Source organism: Mariniblastus fucicola, assembly GCF_008087665.1.
GTDB lineage: Bacteria > Planctomycetota > Planctomycetia > Pirellulales > Pirellulaceae > Mariniblastus > Mariniblastus fucicola.
The window spans coordinates 6142409-6166899 of the sequence record NZ_CP042912.1 but is presented as its reverse complement, the minus strand read 5'-3'; the positions used below and the strand labels follow the sequence as shown (position 1 = coordinate 6166899).

At 53.6% G+C, this 24491-nt stretch carries 24 protein-coding genes; 14 read left to right on the top strand and 10 right to left on the bottom strand.

Annotation, left to right across the window (positions count from 1 at the left end; all coding sequences use genetic code 11):
- Window positions 1-3: 3 nt before the first annotated feature.
- From MFFC18_RS23175 to MFFC18_RS23135, 9 genes are all read left to right on the top strand, one after another.
- Window positions 4-513, top strand: a complete 510-nt coding sequence (locus MFFC18_RS23175) for a sll1863 family stress response protein (RefSeq protein ID WP_148619075.1) — start codon at window positions 4-6, stop codon at window positions 511-513.
- A gap of 93 nt (window positions 514-606) precedes the next feature.
- Window positions 607-1221: a pyridoxamine 5'-phosphate oxidase family protein gene (locus MFFC18_RS23170; RefSeq protein ID WP_075082769.1), complete on the top strand. Its 615-nt coding sequence runs from the start codon at window positions 607-609 to the stop codon at window positions 1219-1221.
- A gap of 91 nt (window positions 1222-1312) precedes the next feature.
- The gene (locus MFFC18_RS23165; protein WP_084416852.1) at window positions 1313-1876 is read left to right on the top strand and encodes a TspO/MBR family protein; all 564 of its coding nucleotides are present in this window, start codon (window positions 1313-1315) and stop codon (window positions 1874-1876) included.
- A 383-nt stretch (window positions 1877-2259) separates the two neighbouring features.
- A complete protein-coding gene (locus MFFC18_RS23160) occupies window positions 2260-4941 on the top strand; it encodes a beta strand repeat-containing protein (RefSeq protein ID WP_148619074.1) in 2682 nt (893 codons plus the stop codon).
- A 278-nt stretch (window positions 4942-5219) separates the two neighbouring features.
- Window positions 5220-6485: a putative DNA modification/repair radical SAM protein gene (locus MFFC18_RS23155; protein WP_075082771.1), complete on the top strand. Its 1266-nt coding sequence runs from the start codon at window positions 5220-5222 to the stop codon at window positions 6483-6485.
- 76 nt (window positions 6486-6561) lie between these two features.
- Complete coding sequence (locus MFFC18_RS23150) at window positions 6562-8010, top strand: UdgX family uracil-DNA binding protein (protein ID WP_075082772.1); 1449 nt, start codon at window positions 6562-6564, stop codon at window positions 8008-8010.
- A complete protein-coding gene (locus MFFC18_RS23145) occupies window positions 8003-8785 on the top strand; it encodes an SDR family NAD(P)-dependent oxidoreductase (RefSeq protein ID WP_075082773.1) in 783 nt (260 codons plus the stop codon). The genes MFFC18_RS23150 and MFFC18_RS23145 overlap by 8 nt, the downstream gene beginning before the upstream one ends.
- Window positions 8786-8789: 4 nt before the next feature.
- On the top strand, window positions 8790-9836 hold the full coding sequence (locus tag MFFC18_RS23140) for a DNA topoisomerase IB (protein ID WP_075082774.1): 1047 nt from the start codon (window positions 8790-8792) through the stop codon (window positions 9834-9836).
- A gap of 129 nt (window positions 9837-9965) precedes the next feature.
- Entirely contained in the window at window positions 9966-10751 is a 786-nt protein-coding gene (locus tag MFFC18_RS23135) for a DUF1295 domain-containing protein (RefSeq protein ID WP_075082775.1), read from the top strand.
- A 73-nt stretch (window positions 10752-10824) separates the two neighbouring features.
- On the opposite strand, the gene MFFC18_RS23130 is transcribed toward MFFC18_RS23135, so the two are convergent.
- The 9 genes from MFFC18_RS23130 to MFFC18_RS23085 form a co-directional block, all read right to left on the bottom strand.
- Window positions 10825-11043, bottom strand: coding sequence for a hypothetical protein (locus MFFC18_RS23130; protein ID WP_075082776.1), 219 nt, complete (start codon window positions 11041-11043; stop codon window positions 10825-10827).
- 390 nt (window positions 11044-11433) lie between these two features.
- Window positions 11434-12594 carry an alkene reductase gene (locus MFFC18_RS23120; protein WP_084416853.1) on the bottom strand — a complete coding sequence of 387 codons (1161 nt, stop codon included), beginning with the start codon at window positions 12592-12594 and terminating at the stop codon, window positions 11434-11436.
- Between the two features lie 68 nt (window positions 12595-12662).
- Complete coding sequence (ahr, locus tag MFFC18_RS23115) at window positions 12663-13682, bottom strand: NADPH-dependent aldehyde reductase Ahr (RefSeq protein ID WP_075082778.1); 1020 nt, start codon at window positions 13680-13682, stop codon at window positions 12663-12665.
- An 84-nt stretch (window positions 13683-13766) separates the two neighbouring features.
- Window positions 13767-14237, bottom strand: coding sequence for a MauE/DoxX family redox-associated membrane protein (locus MFFC18_RS23110; protein WP_075082779.1), 471 nt, complete (start codon window positions 14235-14237; stop codon window positions 13767-13769).
- Between the two features lie 187 nt (window positions 14238-14424).
- Window positions 14425-14646, bottom strand: coding sequence for a hypervirulence associated TUDOR domain-containing protein (locus MFFC18_RS23105; protein ID WP_075082780.1), 222 nt, complete (start codon window positions 14644-14646; stop codon window positions 14425-14427).
- A gap of 287 nt (window positions 14647-14933) precedes the next feature.
- Window positions 14934-17318: a catalase/peroxidase HPI gene (gene katG / locus MFFC18_RS23100; RefSeq protein ID WP_202907502.1), complete on the bottom strand. Its 2385-nt coding sequence runs from the start codon at window positions 17316-17318 to the stop codon at window positions 14934-14936.
- A gap of 80 nt (window positions 17319-17398) precedes the next feature.
- Window positions 17399-17899, bottom strand: coding sequence for a pyridoxamine 5'-phosphate oxidase family protein (locus MFFC18_RS23095; RefSeq protein ID WP_075082782.1), 501 nt, complete (start codon window positions 17897-17899; stop codon window positions 17399-17401).
- A gap of 40 nt (window positions 17900-17939) precedes the next feature.
- Window positions 17940-18557, bottom strand: coding sequence for a nitroreductase family protein (locus MFFC18_RS23090; RefSeq protein ID WP_075082783.1), 618 nt, complete (start codon window positions 18555-18557; stop codon window positions 17940-17942).
- A gap of 116 nt (window positions 18558-18673) precedes the next feature.
- Window positions 18674-19846, bottom strand: a complete 1173-nt coding sequence (locus MFFC18_RS23085; RefSeq protein WP_075082784.1) for a baeRF7 domain-containing protein — start codon at window positions 19844-19846, stop codon at window positions 18674-18676.
- A 266-nt stretch (window positions 19847-20112) separates the two neighbouring features.
- Here MFFC18_RS23085 and MFFC18_RS23080 point away from each other — a divergent pair, with 266 nt between their 5' ends.
- Window positions 20113-20589 (top strand): DUF4112 domain-containing protein, encoded by a 477-nt coding sequence (locus MFFC18_RS23080; RefSeq protein WP_084416857.1) that lies wholly within the window; start codon window positions 20113-20115, stop codon window positions 20587-20589.
- A gap of 84 nt (window positions 20590-20673) precedes the next feature.
- Here MFFC18_RS23080 and MFFC18_RS23075 read toward each other — a convergent pair whose 3' ends face one another.
- The gene (locus MFFC18_RS23075; protein WP_075082786.1) at window positions 20674-21291 is read right to left on the bottom strand and encodes a type 1 glutamine amidotransferase domain-containing protein; all 618 of its coding nucleotides are present in this window, start codon (window positions 21289-21291) and stop codon (window positions 20674-20676) included.
- A gap of 421 nt (window positions 21292-21712) precedes the next feature.
- Here MFFC18_RS23075 and MFFC18_RS23070 point away from each other — a divergent pair, with 421 nt between their 5' ends.
- The 4 genes from MFFC18_RS23070 to MFFC18_RS23055 all read left to right on the top strand — a co-directional run bounded on the left by MFFC18_RS23070 (window position 21713) and on the right by MFFC18_RS23055 (window position 24040).
- Entirely contained in the window at window positions 21713-22333 is a 621-nt protein-coding gene (locus MFFC18_RS23070) for a sll1863 family stress response protein (protein ID WP_148619072.1), read from the top strand.
- 151 nt (window positions 22334-22484) lie between these two features.
- Window positions 22485-22658 carry a DUF1328 family protein gene (locus tag MFFC18_RS23065; protein WP_075082788.1) on the top strand — a complete coding sequence of 58 codons (174 nt, stop codon included), beginning with the start codon at window positions 22485-22487 and terminating at the stop codon, window positions 22656-22658.
- A gap of 230 nt (window positions 22659-22888) precedes the next feature.
- Window positions 22889-23269: a hypothetical protein gene (locus MFFC18_RS23060; RefSeq protein ID WP_148619071.1), complete on the top strand. Its 381-nt coding sequence runs from the start codon at window positions 22889-22891 to the stop codon at window positions 23267-23269.
- A 405-nt stretch (window positions 23270-23674) separates the two neighbouring features.
- The gene (locus tag MFFC18_RS23055; protein ID WP_084416854.1) at window positions 23675-24040 is read left to right on the top strand and encodes a PRC-barrel domain-containing protein; all 366 of its coding nucleotides are present in this window, start codon (window positions 23675-23677) and stop codon (window positions 24038-24040) included.
- Window positions 24041-24491: the final 451 nt, after the last annotated feature.

Genomic DNA, 24491 nt, shown 5'->3' with positions numbered 1-24491 from the left:
GAAATGCATACCGCACAGATGAACAATCAACCGCCTTTGCTCTACATCATGTTCTCGCTGGTCATGGGCATTCTGCTGGTCGTTTCTCTTGGTTGCGATACAGAGATAAGCGACGCAGATGTTGAATCTCAAGTCCAGAAAATTGAGAAGGAAGAAGCCAAGCTTGCTGCGATGAAAGAGCGGCAGACTTTCGAATCGGAAATGGAATCCAAGGTGGAAGCCCTTGAGCAGAAAGTCGCGGCTCTTAAAGAACAACGGGAAAACGTTTCCGGCGACGAAGAAGTTGAACTCAATGGCGAGATTGCAAGGCTTGAAACTCAAGTCGAACAGATGCGGGAGCAACTTGACGAACTGAAAGCAGCTTCGGGTGACCTTTGGGCGGAAACAAAAATTAAGGCGGAGGAAAGCTGGGATGACGTTTCAGAGTCGATTGACTCTCAGATGAAGCGTTGGAAACAGAATCGCGACGAACCAACTGACGACGCAGCGAATGATTCGGCCCTCGACAAATAGTCAAATTGCGTAATCTGCTTTTACACCTACAGCTTTGCAACGAATGACAATCGCTACTATTCAATTCAGGATCTAATTCAACGAAAGAACGAGATGAACGATAAAATTCAGAACAACGAAACGACAGAACCGAACCGTGATGAAGTTATTGCAAAGCTAACGCAGTTCATTGTCAGCAACGATACCGCGCTGCTGGTTACTTGCGGGAGCGACCACGTCATTCGTAGCCGACCGATGCTCAACGTGAATCAGAACTTCACCGGATCGCTATATTTTCTGGCTCGTAGCGACGACGATGTGACGCGATATCTCCGTGAGAACCCACAGGCGAATGTCGCGATCTCGGAGCCCGAGTCCGGTAAGTACGCTTCGCTGATTGGCACCGCGGACCTCTCGGACGATCGCAAGAAGGCTGAACTTCTGTGGACGGATCGATGTGTTGCCTGGTTCGGTACAAAGACGCCGGACCCAGACACGGTTGTCATTGAAATTGATGTCGAGGACGCTGAGTACTGGGATCAAAACAAGTCATTTGGGCACAGTCTGGCCGGAATGTTTAGTACACTGACCGGCGGCCAGCCAGGCAAAATGGAGGTCGAGCATAAAAAAGTCGACTGGGCAAAAGAGAGCATGGCTGATGGAGAGTTGACATCTTCCGACGTCGACACGCCCCCAAACCTGTCCGTCGTTAATCCCCCCAACGCCTAATTGCCTGATCGGATCAGGTCTGAAGTCACCGAGTCGGCGCTCCGGCTTTGCCAGCGCTTGCCGTCCATTATTTCAATACAGAGCCCCAATCATGTCTGAAACGAACAACCACCCTCATCTTCTGTCGTCGGACGGCACAGTCGGCGACGTTGGTACGCCGTGGTCGCTCAAGCGTGATATTTTGTCGTTGATCATATGGATCGCGATCGTCGCAGTGGTCATGTTGTTGGGCGGAATCGCAACGGGCTCCAGCGTCACCACCTGGTATCCGACTTTGAACAAGCCGAGTTTCAATCCACCGTCCTGGCTGTTCGGGCCAGTTTGGTCGGCTCTCTACATGATGATGGCCGTCGCCGCGTGGTTGATTTGGAGAAAGCGTGGTGATGTTGCCGACCGCGATGCGAAGCGCTGGTTCTTGATCGCATTTGGCGTTCAACTGGTGCTGAATCTTGGTTGGTCCGTGATCTTTTTCGGGCTACGTTCGCCGATGTGGGCCTTCGTTGAAATTTGCGTTTTGTGGATTGCGATCGCGACCACGGTCGTGCTTTCCTTCAGACAAAATCGGACGTCGGGCTTTCTCTTGTTGCCCTACCTCGCATGGTCCTCGTTCGCGCTGATTCTGAATCTTGCGATTGTGAGACTGAACTTCAACTAGCGCGTTCATGTCGGGCTTGGCCCCGATCGCACGCGAGAACAATTCGCCGACCGCGCAGATGTCACGCAACGCACCGCGCTTCGATCTGTGACACACTTTTTTGCGTCGACCGGGAACTTTCTCACATTGAAAAAACCGGTGTGATCGCGCACTTGTCGCTCAGCGCGGAAGCCTTGTGACCACTAAATCGGTGCCGATGATTTCTTTCTGATCAGGCCAAATTTTCTCGGCCGACGAAACGCACGTGAAGTCTCATTCCCACGCCAATCCGCCAAGTTCGGGAACAGCAGTTGCGTTGCGTTGTGAACGTCTGCGGTACGACGACATTCGCCGATCTTGCCTCCAGAACGTATCCGTACTTCAAAGAAGAGAAAATGTATCCAATGAAGAAACTTAAATCGTCAGCTTCCAAAACTTCCGTTTCACGAAACCGCTCTGCCAACAAGCGACTTGCCTACGAAGGGCTTGAGCACCGAAACCTGTTGGCGACATTCGTCGTCAACTCGATCATCGACGATGTCAGCGGTGTGCCCGATGGCAACCTTACGCTCCGCGAAGCCGTCATTGCTGCGGAAACCAACGCTGCCTTTGGCGACGCCGCTGCGGGTGACCTCGACGGTGACCGAATCGAATTCGACAGCTCACTTGCCGACCAAACCATTGTTCTCTCCAACGGCGAATTCGCCATCTCGGATGACCTGCGAATCTTCGGCGGCGATCGAAACGTAACCATCAACGCTGGTGGACTCGACCGGGCATTTTCCATCGACAGCACCGAACAGGTTGTGCTCCGAGGATTTAATATCACCGGCGGAATGACGGTCGGTGAAGGCGGCGCTATCTCGATCACCGGAGCGGGATCGACGACGCTCAATGAGCTCAACTTTACCGCGAACGTTGCAATGGGGGCCGGCGGCGGGGCCATCGTCAGCACTGCGAATTCTGTTGCAATCTTGAACTCAACGTTCGATCAGAACATCGCCAGCGGCGCATCTGGAAGCGGCGGTGCGTTGCTTGTTAATTCAGGCGACGTCGCAATTACCAATGCGAACTTTATGGCGAACGTAGCCAACCGAGCCGGCGGGGCGATCGAAATCGTCGATGGTTCAATTTCGATCAACGAGTCGACTCTCGGTGGTGATACGCTCGCTGACGGCAACATTGCTGGTCCGGCAGGCACGGCGGCACCGGGTAACGGAGGAGCATTGCATGTTACCGGGTCGATGAACACTTCTGTCGTGGTACTGAACTCTTCAGTCCTCAATAACGTTGCCGCGAGCGAAGGCGGTGGCCTTTGGAATCAGTCCGGAAGTTCGATGCTGGTGAAAGACTCAACGGTCTCCAACAATATTGCCATGGGAGCCGACGCCGATACGGGCGGAGGAGGCATCTTCAATAACGGCGGCACGACGCGAGTCCGCGGTTCGGTTGTTGAAGGCAATATCGCCAACGGCACTTCGGGTAGTGGCGGCGGATTCCTTTCGACCGACGGCTTGCTTTCGATTATTGACACGACCATCATTTCGAACATTGCCAACCGCGCTGGTGGAGGCATCGAAATAATCGACGGCGATCTCTACGTAGGCGCATCGACGCTCAACAGTAATATCGCCGGAGTACTCGACGGATCAGCCAATCCGGGCAACGGCGGAGCCCTCCACGTATCGGGAACCGACGGAACGAATTCTTCGTTTGTTGACTCGACGATTGCCGGTAACTTCGCGGCCCGCGAAGGCGGCGGTTTGTGGAATCAGTCCGGCAGTTCGCTATTCGTTCGTGGCTCGAGCATTGTCAATAATGAAGCCGGCGGAGACTCAGCGGACGACGGTGGCGGTGGTATCTTTAATAACGGCGGTACGACGCGAGTCCGAGCCACTGACATCAGCGGCAACATCGCCAGCGGCACATCGGGTAGTGGCGGAGGAGTTTTTTCTACCGACGGAATTTTCTACGCCAATGAATCGACGATTTCCGCGAACTCAGCCAACCGAGCTGGTGGAGGCATCGAAGTGATCGACGGCCGTGTCGTGCTGTTGGACACGATGCTTGGCGGCACAGCTGAAGCCGATGGCAACATTGCGGGACCAGCTGGAACCGCTGCTCCGGGGAACGGTGGTGGTCTGCATGTGAGCGGGGCCAGTGAAACTTTGACGATCATCAACGGCGGAACCGTCGCGAACAATGTTGCGGCCAGTGAAGGCGGTGGGCTGTGGAATCAGTCAGGAAGCACGATGACTGTCGATGGTGGGACGGTGATCGAAGACAACGTCGCTTTGGGTGCGGGGGCTGATAATGGCGGTGGCGGACTGTTCAACAACGGAGGCCGACTGTCGATCAAGGACGCAACCATCGTCAATAATAGTGCCACCGGAGCCAGTGGAAGCGGAGGTGGAATCTTTTCAACCGACGGTTTGGTCACGGTAGAAGATTCAACAATTTCTGCGAACATCGCGAACCGCGCCGGTGGTGGCGTTGAGCTGATCGACGGCACATTCCTGATGTTTGACTCGATCCTTGGAGGAGCCGGCAGCGGCAATGTTGCTGGACCGGAAGGAACCGCCGCACCGGGTAACGGTGGAGGCCTTCACGTTTCAGGCATGAGCGGCACCTATGTTGGAATCGACGGTTCGATCGTCAATGACAATGTGGCTGGCAACGAGGGCGGAGGCCTTTGGATTCAATCCGGCAGCACGTTGGCGGTTCGCAACGGAACGACGGTCGGATACAACACAGCTGGCCTCGGCGGCGGTGGCGGTCTGTTCAGCAATGGTGGTACGCTGAACGTGATGGGGTCTACGGTTGTTAACAATAACACTACTGGCAATGGTGGAGGAGTCAAAGCCATCGCCGGCAGCACGACTCGAATCGATAGCACTGCGGTCGGATATAACTCTGCACTCAGCGGTGGCGGGTTCGCCAACGACTCGATGGCGACTGTGCGAGATTCTTTCTTTGCTAACAATGAAGCCACCGTCGAAGGCGGAGGAATCTTCACCGACGTCAATGGTGACTTGGACATCGCCACGACAGGGTTCTTTGGAAACACTCCAAATGATCAGAACTAGACGCACTTCTGTCGCTCAAACTTCGAACCAGGCCGATGTTTGCGAGTAAGAACCTGGAATTTCCGGCCGCTCGTATTTTGTGTCAGGAACGATATTATCCAACAGAATCTGGTTCATGACCGGCCAGCATGATCAGCGGGGAATCAAATTCCCCGCTGTTTTTTTATGTCGCACAATCGGCTGACTGCTGCGTACATGGGAGCGGCGGATACGGTTACAGTTGAGCGTTTTCAGCGGTTAACTCAAATTAGATTCAATGTTTTGGTTGAGACAGAGCGGTGAAAGAACAACGGAGTGTCGACAGAAAGCTTGCCATACTTGCCGATGCGGCGAAGTACGATGCGTCATGCGCGAGCAGCGGCTCAAAGTCCACTCGCAAAGGAAGCAAGATCGGAAGCACCGAAGGGATGGGCATCTGTCACAGCTACACGCCGGATGGCCGTTGTGTTTCGCTCTTGAAGATACTTCTAACCAACTATTGCATTTACGACTGTCAGTACTGCGTCAATCGCGTGACCAGTGACACGCCACGAGCTCGTTTCTCGGTCAGTGAAGTCGTTGATTTGACGATGGAGTTTTACAAGCGGAACTACATCGAAGGTTTGTTCCTGAGTAGCGGCATCATCCAGAATTCTGACTACACAATGGAGCAGTTGACTCTCGTCGCGAAAACACTGCGAACCGATCATCGCTTTGGCGGCTACATTCATTTGAAAACGATTCCCGGCGCCGCCGAAGAGCTGATTACCGAAGCCGGCTTGTGGGCGGATCGTTTGAGCGTCAATATCGAGTTGCCCACCGAACTGGATTTGAAGCAGTTGGCGCCTGAGAAAAAGAAGCCTCAGATCGTGACCGCGATGTCGGGTATCAAGGAGAAGATTGACGAGACGAAGGAAGATCGGAAGTCGGGCATGAAGCCGCCGAAGTTTGCTCCTGCTGGCCAAAGTACTCAGATGATTGTTGGTGCAACTGAGACTCCTGACGACGAGATTCTGAAAACTGCGGACGAGTTGTACACCGGTCAGCGATTGCGGCGCGTTTACTATTCGGCCTACAGTCCAATCCCGCACGCCGACGCATTGTTGCCGGGAAAGAGTCCACCTCTCATTCGCGAGCATCGGCTGTATCAGGCAGATTGGCTGCTGCGATTCTATGGCTTTGACGTGAACGAGATCGTCGTTCGCGAAGACCGAAATCTGGATCTTGAAATCGATCCAAAGCTGGCGTGGGCGTTGCAACAACGCGACTATTTTCCCGTTGACGTGAACACTGCCAGCCGTGAACAGCTTCTGCGCATTCCGGGAATTGGCGCTCGAAACGTGAAACGGATCCTTTCCATCCGTCGGCATAAAAAATTGCGAACGGATGATCTGAAGAAACTTCGAGTCGCGTGGAAGCGAGCCAAATCGTTTGTCATTACCGTCGACCACAACCCGGCGTTGGCAAATCTCGATCGGTCGGACTTGAAACAGTTGATTGCACCGAAAGAGAGGCAGTTGACGCTTTTTGAGACGTTTGACGCGGCCCTCAAGGGCGAACTTTAGCTTCCTGCTCAAATTCGAGGAGACTCAATCACCTGCCGCCATTTGCCAACAAAAGCTATCTATTCAGCACTCAAAAATGCGAACGATTCGAATCAAAAGCTACGAACAATGGCGTCACATCGCCCGTGGTTTGATCGCGGGAAACGCTTCGCCTGCCGAGTTGCAACTGGTTGAAGACGACGGTCAGCAGTCACTGTTTTGCGAGACATCAAGGGTTGACTCGTTACCCGGGAAGATTGATTTCCGTGTGCCGCGAGCGTTTCTTTTGTTGGCTGAAAGCGTCGGCTATCACCGCGACGCGAGGCGTTGGAACGTGCTGTATAGAGTTTTGTGGCGGATCCGACACGAACAGCCACAACTGCTGGACATTGAAACCGACGATGACGTTATTCAGCTGACTCGGATGGAAAAACAGGTGCGACGCGACGCGCACAAAATGAAGGCCTTTGTACGGTTCCGCAAAGTCATTCAGGACGGCGTCGAGCATTTCATTGCCTGGCATCAACCGGATCATCGGATCGTACGAAAAGTCGCACCGTTTTTCTCGCGTCGGTTCGCTGGCATGAACTGGACGATTTTGACTCCGGACGAATCGATGACGTGGGACCAGAGCAATCTCACTTATGGCGGCGGTGTCACGCGCAGCGATGCTCCTGGTTCGGACCAGTTGGAAGATTTGTGGAAAACGTACTACGCAAATATCTTCAATCCGGCACGAGTCAAAATCAAAATGATGAAGAGCGAGATGCCGGTTCGCTATTGGAAGAATCTTCCCGAGGCCCAGATCATCGACGAGTTGCTCGCTGACGCGCCGCGGCGCGTGGAGAAGATGATCGAACAGTACGAGGGCTTCGATCAAACGGCGATCGATTTCCTTCCGACCTTGGACTCGTTGTCCTTGCCTGTTCTGCAAAAAGCTGCTGCCAACTGTAAGGCTTGTGACTTGCATTGCGCTGCAACGCAGACGGTTTTCGGCAGCGGTCCTGCGGACGCTCGAATCGTACTGCTGGGCGAACAGCCTGGCGATCGCGAAGACCTCGCGGGCCAACCTTTTATCGGCCCTGCCGGGCAAGTTCTCAATGAGGCGATAGAGAAAGCTGGCTTGGTTCGCGGCGAACTTTACTTGACGAACGTGGTGAAGCACTTCAAGTTCAAAGTTTCTTCGGCGGGTCAAGGCGGCAAGCGACGATTGCACCAAAAGCCAAACTCGCGAGAGATTCGAGCCTGCCGACCTTGGTTTGACGCAGAGTGGAGTTGCCTGAAGAATGCGGACATTCTCGTATGCCTCGGCGCAACGGCGATGAACGCCATCATGGGGCCGGGCCGAAAGCTTGGCGACACGCGTGGTCGTTGGATCGAGACTGACCATAGCCAGCGGACAATCGCAACGTGGCATCCTTCGGCAATTCTTCGTTCGTACGATGCCGATTCCAAATCACAGAAATTTCAACAACTCGTGGACGATCTGAAGTTCGCCCGCGACAGTATTCTCAACACAAAAGAATCAGGTGAATATGATGTCTAAAACTGCACTCGTAACCGGAGCCTCTTCCGGAATCGGACTGGAGTTGGCGAAGCTGTTTGCAGCTGCCGGCCACCCGCTGATTCTCACTGCAAGAAGCGGCGACAAACTTGAATCGCTGCGAAAGGAACTGGTTGAAACTCACAGCGTGCACGTGGAAGTTATCGTTGCCGACCTCGCAGAAGCGGACGCTGCCACGAAACTTGCCGATGAACTTGCATCTCGGAAACTGGTGGTCGACATTCTGGTCAACAATGCCGGTTTTGGAGAGCTGGGTCGGTTTCACGAGATCGACGTCGAACGTCAAGTCAACATGGTGCGATTGAATGTGCTTACCCTAGTGCACCTCACGCGGTTGCTCGTGCCTGAAATGATCAAACGAAAGTCGGGCGGGATTTTGAATGTCGGCTCCACGGCGGCTTTCCAGCCCGGGCCTAACATGGCGGTTTACTATGCGACCAAGGCGTTCGTTCTCTCTTTCTCAGAAGCCTTGCATGAAGAGCTTTTGGAACGCGACATCAGCGTCACTTGCCTTTGTCCCGGGCCGACGGAAACAGGTTTTGGAGCAGATTCCGGGATGGGAGACAGTGCTATATTCAAGTCCAATGCGATGGGTGTCGAAGCCGTCGCTCAAGCCGGTTTTGAAGGACTGAAGAACAACCGAGCCATTGTTATTCCGGGCCTTAAGAACCGGTTTGGCGCATTCATGACACGGCTGGTTCCGCGGTTCGTAACTCGAAAGCTGGTCAAACGCTTGCAAGTTCCAAACGAAAGTTAACTTGATGTCGGGGACTGCTACACGAGAACAAAAATCGAGGCGTCGGGCTGCAAAAGCCGGACTTATATTCGTTAACGATTTTGATAAGGGATATCAGCGTCGCAAGTGCGGACGTGGATTCAGCTATCTGGGACTCAATGGACAGACATTGACCAGCAAGCAAACTCGCCGCCGAATCGACTCACTTGCGATTCCGCCGGCATGGGAGGACGTTTGGATTTGTCCGGATTCGGCAGGACATGTGCAGGCCCGAGGTCGCGATGAAGCCGGCCGACTACAATACATTTACCACGATCAATGGTCGACCATTAGTGCGGCGACCAAGTTTGATCGAATGGCTCGGTTTGCTGAAGTGCTTCCTCGTTTACGTCGCCGAGTGCGAAAAGATCTACGTCGCAAGGGCTTGCCTTGCGAGCGAATCATGGCGGCAGTGACACGGCTGCTGGACAAAGCCAGTCTTCGAATCGGCAACGACGCGTCGGTCGCAGCGCGAGGGGCAACTACTCTGCGTTCGAACGATGTTGAACTCGACGGCTATCACGTCAGCTTGGATTTTCCGGGCAAGAGCGGACAGCGTCGAGAAGCCAGTTTCTCGGACCGGAAGATCGCCAAGGTCATTCGACAATGCGAGGAGGTCGGCGGTCAGTTTCTGTTCACCTATCTCAATGAGCAGGGCGAGCCCCAGCGTGTTGCATCGAATGACGTCAACGAGTATCTCCAGCAAATCAGCGGCGAACAAATAACGGCAAAGGATTTTCGGACCTGGTGGGGTAGTACCACAGCACTGGCTTCGCTTGTCGAGCTTGACAAGAACGCTACGAAGCGCGAGCGAGCTGCTGCGTGTCGCGATGCGGTAAAATGTGCGGCGGCGGAGCTTGGAAACACCGTTGCCGTTTGCCGTGAGAGCTACATTCATCCCGGGATCTTGACGGCGGGTGAGTCAGGCGAGCTTCCGGGGATGGTCGCCAAGCTTTCCAACGAAGAAGTTGCAGAGCTTGGCATCGATGAAGTTCGCTTTAAAAAGCTCCTGCCGATGCTGGATTTCACTTAGGAAAGCCACCGGAGTGTACTGACCAAATTTGAACGGCAGAGCGATAGACCACTACGTCCTTCGGTAACGTTGCATCCACCAACACAGATACAATCCACAAACTATTCCGAATATTCAGCGATTTTAAACATGCATTTTACTCAACTGATTCTAACTAACCTTGGTTTGATTATTGCCGCGATGAGTTTGCTGTGGCTAGTCAGCATCCGGGTCAAGGACGCTTCGATCGTCGACCTATGTTGGGGGCTTGGATTCGTAATTGTTGCATGGGCGACCGCGTTTCAGACTGGGGCGAGCGATCTGCGGGCGATAATGCTGTTGGCTCTGACGACGCTGTGGGGACTGCGATTGTCTGGCTATCTTCTGTGGCGAAACTATGGAAAGGGCGAAGACAAACGCTACCAAGAAATGCGTGACAAGCATGGCGGTCGTTTTTGGTGGGTCAGCTTCTTTACCGTCTTCTTACTGCAGGGGTTGTTGATGTGGTTCATCTCGCTGGTCGTGCAGTCAGGAATGTTCCACGCGGGTAAGCTGGGAATCGGGTTCTTCGGATGGCTCGGGTTCGCGGTTTGGTGCGTCGGTTTCTTCTTCGAGTCAGTTGGTGATTTCCAGATGGCTCGCTTCAAGGCGCGTCCGGATACAGAAGGCGAAGTCATGGATCGTGGTCTATGGAGATACACGCGGCATCCAAACTACTTCGGCGATTTTTGTATCTGGTGGGGTCTGTTCCTGCTGGCTGCTACGGCACAATCGTGGTGGACGATCGGAAGCCCGCTGCTGATGTCGTTCCTGCTACTAAAAGTCTCCGGCGTCTCGATGCTCGAAAGCGACATCGAAGATCGACGTCCCAAATACGCTCAGTACAAACGCGAAACCAACGCATTCTTTCCGTGGTTTCCCGCCGATGGTGCCTAGGCGCAAAACCCGGGTTGCTGGCGCGGATCTCGAGGAGAGTAATGTTGCAGACAAACGTCGCAGCGACTTTGCTCTAGCCTACTCGTGCTCGACCAGAGCCAGCGGTTTGTGCTGCGGTGCCTGGGAACATGTGCCCCAGCAATGACTGGATCGTCGACGCCTGTTCTGCGCGGAACTGACGAGTCTGCTGATTCCAGCTGCTTCTGATTTCCGCGATTCGGTTCTGGATCGCGTTGCGTTCGCGCGAGCTGAAAGAGTTCTGTGCGATCGGTTTTGCAGTGGTTGTAGACATGATTGGCTCGCTGATTGTGGGGAGTAATTGCACTATGAAAATGCGTTTAAAATTTGTTTCACAATCACGATAAGCAATTGGCATGCCAAACTTTCGCGGACGAATTCTTTAGCGAAAAACTCCTGCAAATGGCATAAACGGAAAGAAACCTGTTCGTCCCGCGCGGTGCCGACCGAGAATCTGGCGGTTTGAGCATCAGCGTGGCCGCGACTGCTCCAAGCTCCGGATTGCAGCCTACAATTTTGGCGGACAGAGTGCTCGCCGCCCGAAAAAAGCCGGATAAAAACATCAAGTTTCGTCCAACCCTCGCCTTGAATAGCGTATGCCGTGATGCCCAGTGCATCGACCGTTCGCGGAGAGTCAATTGGCGTCCGCTGCCCGATCAACGAATCACATCGCGTCGTTTGTCTTTTTGAGCGACGGATAGTCAACGTAACCTTCTGCGCCACCACCGTAGAACGTGTTCTGGTCAGGTTCGTTCAGTTCCGCACCGGATGCAAACCGTTCTGGGAGGTCCGGGTTCGAGATGAAGAGGCGTCCGAATGCGACGGCGTCCGCGTCTCCATTTTCGATCCACTCGTTAGCTTCCTCAGCCGTGAATCCGCCGTTGGCGATAAACGTTCCGTCAAACGATTTTCGCATCGCCTTTACGACTTGTTCGCTTAGCTCTGCCGAATCCGACCCCGTATGACCGTTGGCTCGGACGACGTGCAAGTACGCAAGTCCCTTCCCAGAGATCGCCTTCGCGGCCGCGGTGTACAACGCCATTGGATCGCTATCGCTGCTGTTGCCGGGTCCGCCGATCGGCGTCAGTCGAACGCCAACGCGATTCGCAGGGAGGACTTCGCAAAGTGCATCCACGACTTCCGTTAGCAAGCGAACGCGGTTCTCGATCGAGCCACCGTATTGGTCGTCGCGCTGGTTGACCGAGTCGCGGAGGAACTGGTCGATCAGGTAACCGTTGGCAGCGTGCAGTTCGATTCCGTCGAAGCCCGCAGCCTTTGCCTGTTTCGCTGCGTGTCGATAGTCATCGAGAATCCGCGGAATTTCGTCCATCTTCAAAGCCCGCGCTTCCTCGTGCGGAACCTGTGGTCCATCTGGATGGTAAGACCCTACGAAAGCTTGGCCTTCCGGAGTCCAGACGCTTGAAGACACCGGTTGACCGTTGTCCCTCTGGAAAACCGGATGGGAGATCGCACCCACGTGCCACAACTGACAGAAAATATGTCCGCCGGCGTTGTGGATCGCGTCGTTGACCAGTTTCCAACTTTCGACTTGTTCGTCCGTGTGAATGCCCGGCGTCCACGCGTAGCCGATGCCTTCCTGCGAAATCTGCGTCGCCTCGCTAACGATCAATCCAGAGCTCGCTCGTTGAGCATAATAGAGCGCGTGAAGTGGCGTTTGAGTCCGCTGATCATGGTCCGAACGGGCTCGGGTCAAAGGCGCCACAAAGATGCGGTTTGGAAACGTCAGGTCTCCAACTTTGATCGACTTGAACAGGGCGGGGTTCTGAATCTGTGTTTGAGATTGTGATTGGGTCGCGGTTGACATTCGAACGGCTTTCGAGATTCGGAGTTTGATTGTGGGACAGGAGTGACTTCGGCGGAGAGCTCTTGAGCTTAAAAGTCATTCTTCAGGACCAGACGAAAGTGCGGCGAGCCATTTTCGAGCTTGTCCATCGCTTCGTTGACCTGGGACATCGGGAACTCTTCAACGGTCGGCGCGATCTCGTGCCGCCCGCAAAATTCTACCATTTCCCGTTGTGAAACCGGACTACCGATTGGCGATCCACCTATCGATTTTGCTCCCATGATAAACGGGAACCACTCGGCTTCGACGCTGGGAACGGCACCCACGATATGCAGCTTGCCGCCAGGACGAAGCATTTTCACATGAGCGTCCCAGTTGAGCGAAACGTTGACGGTGACGAGCAGCATGTCGAAAGAGTTCGCGGCATTTTCGAGTGCTGATTCATCCTTCGAGTTAATGAAGTGATGTGCTCCCAGTTTGCGGACTTCTGACTCTTTGTCCGGGCTGGTGGAAAAGGCAGTTACCTCACAGCCCCACTTGTTGGCAAACGTAACCGCCATGTGACCCAAGCCTCCGATGCCCACGACACCAACGCGATGCGTAGGTTTGACTTCGTTGAGCAGAAACGGGTTGAAGACCGTGATGCCACCGCACAGCAGCGGTCCCGCAGAAGCGGCAGCGACTGATTCGGGCAACGGAATCGCCCATGCACTTTGACAGCGAACCTTGTCCGCGAATCCGCCGTGCCGACCGACGATCGTGTCGGCATGACCCATGTCCACACCTTGGCAACGATTGTGCTTTCCAGAAAGACACTGGTCGCAGGTCATGCAGGAGCGACATTTCCAACCGAGACCGACACGTTGTCCGACTTTCAGATGAGTCACATGTTCGCCGACTTCGGAAACCGTGCCGACGACTTCGTGGCCCGGTACGAGCGGATACTGGGTCATCCCCCAATCGTTTTTCAACATGCTCAAGTCGCTATGGCAGATGCCACAGTACTCGACTTTGATTTCGACTTCGTCGTAGCGCAAATCTCCTGCTTCATATTCGAAGGCTTCGAGTTCTTTACCCTGTTCGAGGGCTGCGTAGGCTTTGATGCTCATGTTGGTCTGATCCGTTCCAGATTGGATAAGGGAGGAATGATGTCGCCGAACTGACGACCAGATTTGCCGGGTCGATGAATGGCCCTAGGCTGTGATTGTGTCTTGAGTTGACAGTCGCGGTTCAACCGATGGATTTCGCATCGCATCGATCGAAAGCATGTTGTCGTGTTCTCGTAGCAACCACAGTGCGAGGCAGGCCGCCAACATCGGGAATGCTGCAAAGAACAATAAATTTGGTTTCGTCCACGGGTCGAGGTACTGGTTGTACGCGCTAAACGTCGAGACGGCATGGAGTATGGTGACGGCGGCATAGGACCACGTGCGAAATGTTCCCGACGCAAACAGCAGGATGATGGCGACTTGCACACCACCCACGGCATAGGTAAATGCCGAACTCATCCCGGGAATTTTGTAGTACTTTTCAAAAACGACCGCGGCATGGCCCGGGTTAATGAATTTGTCCAACGTCCACATGGCGAATACCAAAAATACGCCCAGTCGAAGCAGCAGCAGAGACCATTGAAGCGTCGTTTTGTTAACCGATACAGAATTCATAACCCGTGTCCTTTTTGCGTTCACGCCTGTTGAAATTTAGAAAACCTCCAGTAAAAGCGAGGTTTTTCGTGTCGCCAGAACGCGTGTTGTTTCTGGCGTACTGCCTAGGACGTCGGGATAACGGATTCCTTTCAAAGATTTCTTCAGCCGGCCATGCAGGCATCCTGTTTGGTTCGATAAATCGCATTTACGAGTCTTTCTGAACCTCGGAATGTCCTTTCAGAACGCGTCCGCCGTCATCCTGCTTGATCAGGTAGGCCGGTTCGTCGCTGCTGGCCTCGCGAGTTACTTCGTTTCCTTCAATCGTGCGCGTGACCTTTTCCGTGAATCGTTCGTCGACCGTTCCGTGACCCCAGCCATCGCCCCATTTCCATTTCACGTCTGTTCCGGTGTTGTAGCCCTTGGCCATGTTGAATTCCTCAATTGATCGATTGTGATTGCTCCGGAAAGTTGATGGATCTGATCTACCGAAGACGGAAAGCAATCCAAGCAATCGGCGTGCCAGACCCGGAACCGAAAGACCCGCGGTGGCTCAACTTGAAAAGATCAGCGCGTCGTGATCGCATTGCGACCACGCCGACAGCAATCCGTCCGATCGATATGCCACGGCATAAAAAACGCCGCGGCAGTGATGCCGCGGCGAATGGAATAGATCAGTTGGAGTTGGACGAACAAGGTTCGCCATCCCAGTGAGGCTTAGACAGCCGCTGTCGACCAGCTTGCCGCCATCGCTTCAGCCCGGGCTTCCGGAACGTCGAATCGATCCAACATCATCACCTTGTGCCAAGCTCTCACGAAATCGCGTACGAATCGCGGATGTCCGTCGCTACCAGCGTAGACCTCTACGACTTGGCGAAGCTGGGAGTTGGAGCCGAACACGAGATCACATCGAGTCGCCGTAAACTTGGTCTCGCCGGATTGCCGATCGTTGATGTCGAACATCAGCTCGTGGGCGTCCTGCGGCTTCCACTCGTACTCCATTGACGAAAGCACGCTGAAGAAATCGTTGCTCAGCACGCCGGGCTTGTCAGTGAACAGGCCATGCTGCGAACCGTCATAGTTGATGTTCAGCACCTTCAAACCACCAGAAATCGCGGTCCACTCAGGAGCCGTCAATGCCAGCAACTGCGCCTTGTCCAAGAACAGATGCTCCGACGCAACCTTGTAGGAAACTTCTTCGTTGCGGTAATTTCGGAAACCATCAACGACCGGTTTGAGCCATTCAAAGCTCTCTCCATCAGTCCATTCTTGCGTCGTGTCGGTGCGACCGGGCACGAAGGGAACTGTTGTTTCAACGCCAGCGTCCTTGGCCGCTTTCTCGACCGCGGCACAACCCGCCAGTACGATCAAGTCAGCCATCGAGATCTTCTTGTCACCGGATTGTGCGTCATTGAATTGCGACTGAATCTTCTCCAGTCCTTGCAGTGTCTCGGCCAGCAACTGCGGATTGTTGACTTCCCAATCTTTCTGAGGAGCAAGCCGGACTCGAGCGCCATTTGCCCCGCCACGTTTGTCACTGTCGCGATACGTCGACGCGGAAGCCCACGCTGCCGCAACCAGTTGTGATACGGACAGCCCGGAATCGAGAACGCTCTTTTTCAACTCTGCGACATCGCTGTCGTTAACCGTTTCATAATCAAGTTGCGGCAACGGATCTTGCCACGGCAGAACTTCCTTCGGGACTTCGGGACCGACATAGCGATCAACTGGACCCATGTCGCGATGCGTCAGCTTGTACCAGGCTCGGGCAAACGCGTCTGCAAAGTAATCAAAATCCTCGAGGAATTTTTCGCAGATCGCTTTGTAAGCCGGATCGGTCTTCAAAGCCAAATCCGAAGTCATCATCATCAGCGGCTCAAATTTGCCTTCGATGTGTGCATCAGGAGTTTTCGGCGCGTCCGAATCGACAGGCGTCCATTGAAGGGCTCCAGCCGGGCTCTTTTTGGGCTCCCACTCGTACTTGAACAGGTTCGTCAAATAGTCGTTATCCCACTGCGTTGGATTCGGTGTCCAAGAGCCTTCGATGCCGTTGGTCATCGTGTATTGAGCGAATCCGGTGCCTTCCGGATTCTGCCAGCCCATGCCCATGGCTTGCATCGGAGCACCTTCCGGAGCTGGACCGATTTTGTTCGCGTCGACCTTGCCGTGAGATTTTCCGAACGCGTGACCGCCGGCGATCAACGCCACGGTTTCTTCGTCGTTCATCGCCATTCGGGCAAAGCTTTCTCGGATCTCGCGGGCACTATCGACGGGATCACCGCTGCCGCCAGGACCTTCCGGGTTGACGTAAATCAAAGCTTGGTGTGTTGCTCCAAGAGGGTTCTCGAGGTCCCAATGTTCTTCCTTGGGTCCGCCTTCCCAACGCTTGTTGAGGTTGACCATCTCGCCAGGATGACCGACTTTTTCATCGCCTTGCCAAGTCTCCGGTCCCCAGTAAGTTGCACGATCGGATTCCCAAGCGTCGATTCGCCCTCCGGCGAAACCGAAGGTCTTGAAGCCCATAATTTCCAGCGCGACATTGCCGGTGAGGATGATCAAGTCAGCCCAGCTCAACGCCGTTCCGAACTTTTGCTTAATCGGCCAAAGCAGCCGACGTGACTTGTCGATGTTGCCGTTGTCCCACCAGGAGTTGATCGGCGCGAAACGCTGCATCGCCTGACCCGCACCGCCGCGACCATCAGCAATCCGATAGGTTCCGGCAGAGTGCCATGCCATACGGACCATTTGCGGGCCGTAGTTGTGATAGTCGGACGGCCACCAGTCAACGGACGTCGTGAGGAACTCGCGAATGTCAGCTTTAAGAGCGTCGTAGTCGATGTTCGAAAACTCTTCAGCGTAGTTCTGGTCACGAAGCGGGTCGGCTTGGATCGGATTTTGGTGCAGCAGTTCGACTTTCAGCCGATTGGGCCACCAGGTATCAAGCTGCGGTTCCGATCCGATCGCTCCGCCAATCCGGCTGCCACGAAAAGGGCAAGCGCCTTGTGTTGCGGCTCGTCCTGTTACTTTTGTCGTCGTATCGTGTCCGCCATTGCTCATGTCGACAGACATCGGGCATTTGCCAGATTGACTTCCATCACCCATCAAGAGTACTCCTCGTTATCGTTTTTCCAGGTTGGTTATTCACGTGTAAACACGCTGAGGGCGATCTGGCTGCGGACGATCTAGAATTCGACTTTCTCATTCATGCCATCAATGGCATCGGTGTCGATTTGCTCGCCTTTAAACCAAGCTTGCCCTGCTTCATAAATGTAACGAAATCTCTTCAGTCCGCCCATGTCCCAAAACTCACCGAATTTTGGCGTGACTTTGAGCAGCAGGATCGACGGATCGCTTTTTCCCTCCGGAAACCAGACTTTCCACGGCTCGCTCCAGAGTTCGTCGATTTTACCGCGATCATCCACCTCTGCAGCAGACCCGGTCATCGAGACGAATTGACTCCCACTCTGGAGAGTGATGCAAACAGTCGAGTTCGATGCAATTTCATCGACCTTGCTCGATTCCCGGCCGGTCACAAACCAGACCGTGCCGTCATCATCAACCTCAGCAACCCGCATCGGCCGGCCATTAGGCTGGTTGTCAAGTTTACCGTCGCCCATCGTGATCAGCATCGCGTTCTCGAAGTTGTCGAGGATCTCTGTGAGTTTCTTCTGTTCGTCGTTCATGGAATTGCTTTCGTTGAAAACGGGTTGATGGTTGGGTTAGCTACTTGCTGTACTGTCGGAAGACGAATGGACCTTCGCAGATGATTTCGCTCAATGGCTTGCGACTGGACGGTTTTTCCATCTCCTGTAGATCCTCCGGTAGCGAATCAGCGGGAGCCGGGTTTCCGATCGCAATCATTGCGTTGATCGAATAGTTGTCGGGAACGCCAAGTTTCTCACGTGCCGCATCGGCATCGAATCCGGACATGCCGTGCACGACCAGTCCCGTCGCGGCTCCCTGGAGGCAGAGATTTTCGAATGCCGCACCAGAGTCAAACTGGTGGACCGGATTCGGGTTACCGTTGCGAGACATGACTTTGCAAGAACAGACGACGACCAGGGCCGCGGCGTCCTTGCACCATTTCTGATTCGCATCGACGAGCAGATCCAGATAGGTGGTCCAGGGCTTGGTGTCGCGTTTCGCGTAAAGAAATCGCCACTCCTGCTCGTTGTAGGTCGACGGCGCCCAACGTGCTGCTTCGAACAGCGACATGAGCTGATTGTCGTCGATTGGATTTCCATCCATTGCCCGCGGCGACCAGCGTTTGAGAAAAATTTCTTCGATCGGGTGATCCGCAGTTCGTTTGGCCAACGCGCGGCCAAGTACTTCCGTTGTCATTTATTTTTCCTGAAGAGGTTGGATTGGTGTCTGTAAAAGTCGAAAGGGCACTGGCACTGGGCACTGGCACTGTTTGATAATTTGATTTTCATATCGTCAACGCCGCCAAACGGTGCCTAGCAAATCGAATCCTCAACGGCTTCAACGGCGTCCAGAAAACTTCCGGCTGGAGTTCTGAAAATCGCTGCGATGTCAAAGTCAAGATTCATGTCCTCAAGTTGACTCTGTTCGACCAGCACGATTTTGCCACCGTACTGAATCGTCAGCGAAATGCATTTGCTGTATTCGATTCGGCTCGCTTCATCGGATACGAAAAGCGTTTTGATCTGTCCCAACACAGCCGCTTTCGAAACCTCACTCTCGTCGAGACTTGCCCAATCAGAGTGGTTTTTGTCACTGAATTCCGACAGTTGCTGGATGACCTTTTCGTCCGCCATCGCACGAATGATCGGCTGTGCTTTCTCAAGCAACTCTGCTGGTTTCAAATCGTCCGGATTGCCCGAAATGGCTTCGTCACACAGATTCGGATAGCTACTTGCTTCCTTGAAAATCGGAAACAGATAGTCGACGCCGGCGAATATCAAACAGGCATCACCGTTTTTTGTGTGACTGCCAATCGCGGAATCGAGAGCTCGGTCCAGTACGTGAAAATACTGCAGAATCTCGTCCTGCTTCTTTACATCCGGATCGCTACCTCCGTGGCCGTGGAACGTCGTCGCTTTCTGACTGCCGGTACTTGAGTTTGCAGTAGAGCGATGCTGCAACGCACTCACGTACTCATCGATATTCAGCGCTTCAACGAGGTTTTCTGGAAGCTCTTCAGGATCAAGATCCGCGACTGAGTTTCCAGTGACCTTCAACAGACGCACTCGTTTCGGGCTGCAGGCCAGGATAAAAGATTCAGTCAGATCGGCCAATGAAGACGCAACTGGGCCGATTAGATATTCGTTCGAGACATGGGTGATTGATTCGACTTCGTGGTCAAGCTTCAGAAATTCCGAAGAGTCTCCATCTGAAAAATAAGCCAAGCCATCTGATTGATGCTGCCAAAAAGTTTCGTCTTCCAGTTTCCGGGACGCAGCAGACAGAAGCTTGTCAGCCTCTTCCTCGTCGGCGCCGGATTCAGCCAGTTTCTTTCGAGCTTCGGTAAGGACGTTTTTCCAAACGATTTCGTTCTGCTGGACTTCGCGGCCGGCACGATGCATCGGAGCGAACAATGAAAGGACCAGGTTTTCGGACTCGGTTTGTCCGACGAGTCGATCGACGATGGCTTTGTTGACGGGGTTCATTTTCGAGCTCCAAGGTTAGTAAATGCCGAGAAATTCGGGATTCTGCTTTCGAGGATGCACATCCCATGCCAAAGGTGTCGCGAATGGAATGGCTTGAATCCCGGCCTGAATCTCGACTGGATTAGCTCGCGTGGCTTGGTCGAGCGGCGACCATGCTGACCGTTTCTTCGACAGTGAACGTGAAATTATCGATGCGCCAAACCATCCAGACTGCTCGGCATCGAACTTGCCTGTTGGCAACGTGACCAATATCAATGGAGAAAATTATGTCGACCAACAGCCAGCCCGCAAAAACAACGTTTGATCAAGTTAAAGACGGTTTCAGGCGTGCCTTTCCAAAGTCAAGGCGCGGAACCGTCAGCCCGTTTGAACGCATTCCGCGCATTCGAACGATCGCCCATTGGATGGACGGAGCGTTCAGGATTCCTGGAACTCAGCGCCGCATCGGACTTGATAGTTTGGTCGGATTGGTACCCGGTATCGGTGACCTGGCGACCACCGCGGTCAGTGCTTTCATCATCCGTGAAGCGTGGTTGTTGGGGATTCCGAAACGCAAGCTGCTGAAGATGTCTGGGAATGTTGCTATCGATGCGATCGTTGGTGCGGTGCCACTTGTTGGTGACCTGTTTGACTTTGCGTTCAAGTCGAACTCCAAAAATGTCGCCATCGTCGAAGATCACTTCGGTATCAATTCTGACACAATCGAAGGCCATGTCGTGCGTCCTGATGAGCAGACCACCTAGAAGGCAGTGGGTCGTTTTCGACTCCAGCAGGTGAGGATCAGATTTGATCCTCACGTTCTGCAGAGCGTCGAAAGTCGAGAGTTCTCAACAAGAACCCTGCGTCGCCTGGCTGTCAGCGCATTGAGCATCAGTTTCGCAGTCAGCCACTTGGCCATCGTGCTTTCCCTCGGCGAATTCTTCGATTGCCTTTTTGCAAAACGCGTCGAGATCATCTGGCTTTCGGCTTGTGACCAAGCCATTGTCGCAGACAACTTCTTCGTCGACCCAGTTCGCACCCGCGTTCTTCAGGTCCGTGCTGACGCTTGGCCATGACGTCACTTTTCGACCTTTAACCACATCGGCTTCGACCAGCAACCACGGTCCATGGCAGATCGCAGCGACCGGTTTCTTTTGGTTGAAGAAGTCTCGCACGAAACCGACGGCGTTCTCGTTCACTCGAAGTGCATCCGGGTTGAACACGCCTCCGGGAAGAACCAGCCCGTGGTAGTCGGATGCCGCGACTTCACTCAACGTTTTGTCGACGTCGAACTTGTCGCCTTGCTTCTCGTGATGAACGCCCTGAATCTTGCCAGACTCAATAGAGACCAGCTCGACGTTTGCACCGGCGTCTTTTATAGCACTCCACGGTTCGGTCAGTTCGACCTGCTCGAAACCGTCTGTTGCGAGAAACGCAATTTTCTTTCCTTCAAGTTGATTGGACATGATTGTCTTTCATTCTGGTTTTTGATTTCGCTCGATGACCAGTTCACCGAGCAACAATCACATCAGTCGCAAAGCATATGCCATCACGAATATCCGAAGTGGACGAATGCCGTGCTGAATAAAAATGGAGGCGGCTAACCGAACTCTGCACAGCCACAGGAAGCCGGTCGATCAATCTGGTCGACTCGAATTCAATCGCGAAACAATTCTCTCTCCCGGAAACGATTTTCCATTTTCCTTGCGAATTGGTTTTGGTGAAATCGTAAGAGCTAAACGTGGATTCTCGCGCATCGATTTGCTTGGGCAACCGAATGGCATGGCAGTTGCCTCAACCTCTTTGGCAGATGCAAGTCGATCAAGTCGAACGCATCGCAAGCAAAGTAGGAAGAAACGTCAGATAGACCGAACAGAAAGAAATCCAATGTTGAAATCAATGAAGACAATGGCGATGTCAGCCGCACTTTTGGGCGCGAGTTTGCTCGTGGCCGGATGTGAAGTTAATGAAGGCGACGTCGCCGATGCACGCGAAAACGTAGCTGAAGAAAAACGTGAAACACGAGAAGCACGTGTTGAAGCGGATCGTGAGATCGCGGAACAGAAACGTGAAATGGACGAGACTCGCCACAAAGCGATGCGTCCGGACTATGACGAGCTAAACGAAGAAAAGCGTGAGTTGAACGAGCTCCGCAATGACAAACAGGAAGAGATCAGCGAAGAGCAACGTGAGACTCGTGAAGCGGAAGCCGAAGCGGATCGATTGGAACGAGAGCTCAAGGCGAAGAATGCTCGCGATGGTTACGTAGCTGGTGTCAAACAAAAGCTTGAGTCCATCGACAAGCGTATCGATTCAATGCAGGAAGAGCTTGAAGGTCTTGAAGGCACTGCCTATCAGGAACTTCAGACCAACATCGAACTGATGGAGGTCAAGCGTGACAACGTCAGCGATGCCCTGAGTGCACTTGAAAACGCTGAAGTCATGAACTGGGAAGCAGAAAAACCCAAAGTCGAACAGGCTTTGGAACGAATCAACGATTCGAAGTAACTCAAGACGGTCGGGTCGGATCGGTAGCTGCCAATAAACAGTTGCAGGTCTCGACACGACAAAAAACTCTCGCCGTTTTACGACGGCAGCGACTCAAGCCAACGAACGGACAGTCGCTTTATCAGCCTCACTATTTTGAAAGGTAACTCCCATGTTACAAGCAGCAATCGTCCTCTTTATTCTCGCACTCGTCGCCGCCGCACTTGGTTTTGGCGGGATCGCAGGCGGGATCGCAGGAATCGCACAGTTTTGTTTTTACGTGTTTATTGTTCTGTTCCTCGTGAGCGTCGTCATGTCGGCTTTGAAAGGTCGGACACCGGTCTAAACCGGAGACCACGATCGGAAGGAAATCGAACAAGCGACTGCAATCAATGCGGTCGCTTTTTTTATGCGCCTGTCTTTGGCGATGCCGTTCCCGATGATCAATCGCCGAAAGGCTGCTGCTAAGTGCATGCAGGCCGCGCTCAATCGCGAACGACGACCGGACTGGCACACACTTTGCTCCCTTTGGCAGTCGTCACATTGACGAAACTTAAACTCTTCATGGAGACCCAAATGAATTTTAAAACGACTTGCTTCGCCATTGGAATGGCAATCGCTGCTATTGGTTTTGTTGCACCGAACTCAAGTTACGCCCAAGGCCCCGGCATTATTGACGGCGGCGGGATCTTCGACGGTGGGGGCGTTTTTGACGCTCATCCAAACTCCGGCATCATCGATGGCGGCGGTATCATTGACGGCGGTGGAGTGTTCGATCGCTTCGATCGTGGGACATACGGCAACGCTTATGTTGCCCCGACAACGCCATATATGACTCGCCGAGCCTACACTCCGACCTACGCTTCAACTCGTGGCTACTACACGAGCAGTTACGGCCCGTCGGTTTGTTGCTATACGGCTCCACGCCGAGGTCTATTCGGCCGACTGCGTCGCTAAGACTTGCGTCGCTAAGACTTGCGTCGTTAAAACGTAATGTGTCGCTGACTTACCGTCGGCCGACAACAGTCTGAGCACGAAAGTGCCAGACAAATTTTTCAACCTGCGGGTGGACTCATTGAGCTCTGCCCGCAGTTTATTTATGCGCGGTGGGATGTGATAGAGCCAGTGTCTTGATTTGGTAGCCAAGCTTCCGTATTGAACGCGACGGACGCATCGCTCTGGGTTGCCGCGGAAGTTTGTGAGTGCAACGGCGTGTTAGTGTTTGAGTAGCAGCCCTCTTCTGCAATAGCCGTAGGCTGGCAAGGCTCGGCACGGCAGTTGCAGCTTTATCCATTATCAGCTGATTGCGATAGCAATCTGTCGACGACAATATTCAACAACTCTCGAATCGAAGGAGAAACCATGTCAACAGGTACAACAGAGCGCTGTTCAATGTCAACAAGCAGTCTCACGGGCGATGAAATCAGAAACCGCAATGACGAGACGCTTGGTTCAGTTCACGACATTATGGTCGATTGCGGCACAGGGAAAGTTTCTTACGTCGTGATGACTTCCGGAGGATTTCTGGGCTTCGGCAATAAACTGTTCGCGCTGCCGATGTCTGCACTGGAACTCGATACTGAATGCAAGTGTCTCCGCATGAACGCGTCCAAAGAATCGTTTAAGGAATCTGACGGATTCGACAAAGACAACTGGCCCAATATGGCCGACCCTCGTTGGGAGGAAGACACGCACAAACGCTTCGACGCGACACCATACTGGGTCTAATCACGCCAGGTGATTCGGCAATCAAAGCATCCTCGTCGAGCTCGTGATGCTCGACGCGCCGGACGATTCGTCGTCCGGCTTTTTTATTGCCCGTGTCCGAATCCCACTGGCAATCTACCTGTCCAGCCGCGTTTCTGTGTTCGCTAGCTCAGCAAAACACACCTCAAGCACGGGAAAGTTGGCGATTTCCCGGATTCCGCACGGTAAATGCGGTTTGAGCTTAGTCACCTGTCAATGCGCGTGTAGACTTCCGCCGTAAGGACCGCAACTCGACCATCGGGATGCGGATCATTTCGCCAGGGTTTACAGGAATGCGACCGCCAAACGGAACGCGTAATTCTGGCAAGCGAGAACCAACTTTCAGCTGGATGTTGGCTCTTGAGTGGTGAGCAAACGCTTGCTATCTGATATGACATGGTGTTGAAACACGCTGCGAATTTTGCAGCGACTC